2 protein-coding genes are annotated in these 3,278 nt (G+C 44.7%); both read right to left on the bottom strand.

The features are described from left to right. Window positions 1-803: 803 nt before the first annotated feature. Window positions 804-1,712 (bottom strand): cysteine synthase A, encoded by a 909-nt coding sequence (cysK, locus tag AC1DUA_RS30610; protein WP_477503336.1) that lies wholly within the window; start codon window positions 1,710-1,712, stop codon window positions 804-806. Between the two features lie 81 nt (window positions 1,713-1,793). Further along, on the bottom strand, window positions 1,794-3,110 hold the full coding sequence (locus AC1DUA_RS30615) for an MFS transporter (protein WP_477503335.1): 1,317 nt from the start codon (window positions 3,108-3,110) through the stop codon (window positions 1,794-1,796). Window positions 3,111-3,278: the final 168 nt, after the last annotated feature.

A 3,278-nucleotide genomic window follows, 5' to 3' on the forward strand; every position in this document is an offset into this window, starting at 1 on the left:
TTCTAGTAGATCATTTAAATTATTTTGGGGTATAGTAGTCATTGAGTAGGGCTCCTTCTTGGTGGTGTGGTAATCCCGAGAATACCCTACTTTTTTGTCGTTCGACCATACTCCAAATACTGGTACACAAACTATTTTACTTCATCACTTATAGCTGGTTCAGATGCGAATTTACTGTACTTTTTACATCATGTACTACCATCAAGTGTACGTTGAAAAGGGGCTATCCCAAATGGTTAATAGACCTTTGTACAAACAAAAAGAAAAAAACCCTTGGTAAAATGGAAGTGTCAAGCAACCATCAAAACAATGGAGAAGTTTCTTTTGTACGTTACATATCCATGGACAACTGTTCTTGCCAATGGATAGAGAGGAAGACATGAGATGCATCAAGGAATTCTTGGAAATCGGGACAGCTTGAAGGCATAGTGAAATATAGCACCTATCACCCCGAAAAAACAAAGGCTTGGCAAAACGACATCAGCAAACTCGACAACTGGAGCTATGATGAGAAAGACGATACATGGATGTGTGCGGCTGGCCAAAGTTAGCCTTGAGGTAGGTTGGCTTTCCCTTGCCCATAATCGGTTTAAGAAAGAAGCGATATACAACAAAACAAGGATAGTTGGGCAGGTATAACCATACTGTCCAGCTATTTTAAAGAAAAGAGGGCTACCCTCAAGTAGATTTATCTACTTTTGAGAAAGCCCAAAACCCCAAAACATATAAATTCTTATCTTTTTAAAAAATACGACTTCTGAATGTTTCGATCCAGTAAGCCGTACTCATTGCCTATCTTTTATTCAAAATAGGTCCATACTTAAATATCTTTCACCCGTATCCGGTGCAATACAAAGCACCCTTTTCCCCGCTCCAAGCTTACGGGCGACCTGCAGTCCCGTCCAAACCGATGCACCGGCGGATGGTCCTACGAGAATACCTTCTTTACTAGCCAAACCTTTCATCGTACCGATTGCATCCTCATCCGTAACTTGCACAATCTGATCATATATACTGGTATTCAAAATAGAGGGTACAAAGCCCGGGCTCGTACCAACAAGCTTATGCGGCCCAGGGCTTCCTCCAGATAGTACAGGTGAACCCTTGGGCTCCACGACATAAATCTGTATGTTCGGAAGCTTCTCGCGAAGCACCTCACCCGTTCCAGTGATCGTACCACCAGTACCTGAAGTAGCCACGAAAGCATCCAGACGGCCTTCCATCTGCTCCAGAATCTCAGGAGCTGTCGTAATCCTGTGAATGCTCGGATTAGCCGGATTCTCGAATTGCTGAGGGATGTAGCTGTTCGGAATTTGATCCCTCAGCTCCTGTGCTTTGGCAATAGCTCCTGGCATCCGCAGCGCGGCAGGAGTCAGAACAACCTCTGCGCCATAGGCCTTAAGCAGATTAATCCGTTCCTTGGACATGTTATCCGGCATGATAAGAATGGCCTTATAACCTTTGGCTGCGGCATTCATAGCCAGGCCAATGCCTGTATTGCCGCTGGTCGGCTCGATAATTGTTGCGCCCGGGTGAAGCAGCCCATTTTGCTCCGCCTGCTCGATTAAATTAAAAGCTGCCCGATCCTTTACGCTGCCGCTTGGATTAAAATATTCAAGTTTTACATACACTTCTGCATCACCAGGCTCAACCAACCGCTGAATGCGGACTGCCGGCGTATCGCCTATTAACTCAGTGATGCTGTTCACCATTTTTTTATGTGTCAAGGGTTGCCCCCTCCTCTTCCCAATAACCAACTCTATCCACATTTTTATCGGGAAGCCCAAGAGATGTCAAGTTTTAATTACAGATAACTGCTTTTTCATAAAATACCAACTAAATAGCGGAGAGCTGCCAATGACTAATAAAAGCACATTAATGACAAGTGGCGCTTTGCTCCACGAAATCACGCCTATGAACAGCAGAACTCCGCAGACCCTGCCTACATTCAAGGCCAGCTCACGAAGCACGATATATTCCTCTCTTTGCTTAGCGCTTGCTTCTGTCGAACCAATGAGATCAAATACGGCCGATACCATCGGTACGGAGTACATGGGGAAAAACAGCGCTGACCCCAATCCGAAAATAAGCAAAGTGCTATATCCCATTTTCCAGAAAAAAGGAAGAATGATCGCTACCACCATAGCTGCACCGATAAACATGCTAACCTTACGGAACCGTGGTTTGATAAAACGACCTGCCGCCCAGAAGCTAACCAAAGAAACCGCTGACGTAATCAACACAAAGTTCCCTAGACTTGCTTCACTTGATGTGGAAATGTACACAAGCAAAGCGATCATAAAGCCGAAAACGCCTTCTCTAACGCCCTGAAAAACCAAGGATAAGCTTACTCGCTTCCAAGGCGTTTCCGCTTGCCGAAGGCTTCGAATAGGAAACATCCATTCGTAGGTACCTTGTACTTTTCTCTTTTTCAAAAAAAAGCTAATCACAACACCTAACAGAAAGATGCCGAGTGAAATCGAGAAGATTAACCGGTAGCCCTTGATATCTCCCAAATTCACAATCAGCAAGCCTGAAATCCATGGCGCGATAATGCCCGCCCCAGCTCCAAGCAGTCCTACTGAACCGTTAAACCGATCTCGATTATCTGGGTCCGTTACTTCAAAGTAAACAACGTTAAAAGCAACCCAGAATAACCCCGCTGAAATTCCTTGCACGACGCCCAGCCAAACAAAATATTGAAAGCTGTTAGCCCCCAGCCACAGAACCAGCATATAAAAGACTGCCGAAATGGCTACGCCAATGCGCAGGCAGTTCATTTTATTATGCTCCTTCACCCATTTCCCTGCCAGCCAGAAGGTGATAGCCATCGTCAAATGAGTCGCTAATGTGAACCAGCCAATTAAAGCGTAGTCATTTTTGGCCTTCCACAAATATACGCCAACGAAAGTTCCCGACAGCGCATTTGCGCTGCCAAATAGCGTATGAACAATAAGCAGAAGAATCGCTTGTGAGTCTAATCGACCTTTTTTTGCTCCCGAGTTATTATTCTGAGGAGGTTGCTTATCGCGATCTTCAAAATAATTGCCCTTCTGTCGTTCTTTCCCTTTACCTAGATGCATTCGCTGCATGCTCTCATTATGATGCATACTTCCCTCACCTTTCCCCTCGGATAAGAAATAGTTCTAGTTAAGCTTCCCTATTCGGGTGAAAGTATGAGGTATTATGATAATAAAAAAACCGAATCCATGAGGACTCGGTTCACTTTTCACTCCGACTTAATACGTTCAACCATCAGTAGACGATCTGTATCGGAC

The sequence above is a fragment of the Paenibacillus sp. 01T422 genome, from assembly GCF_056398785.1.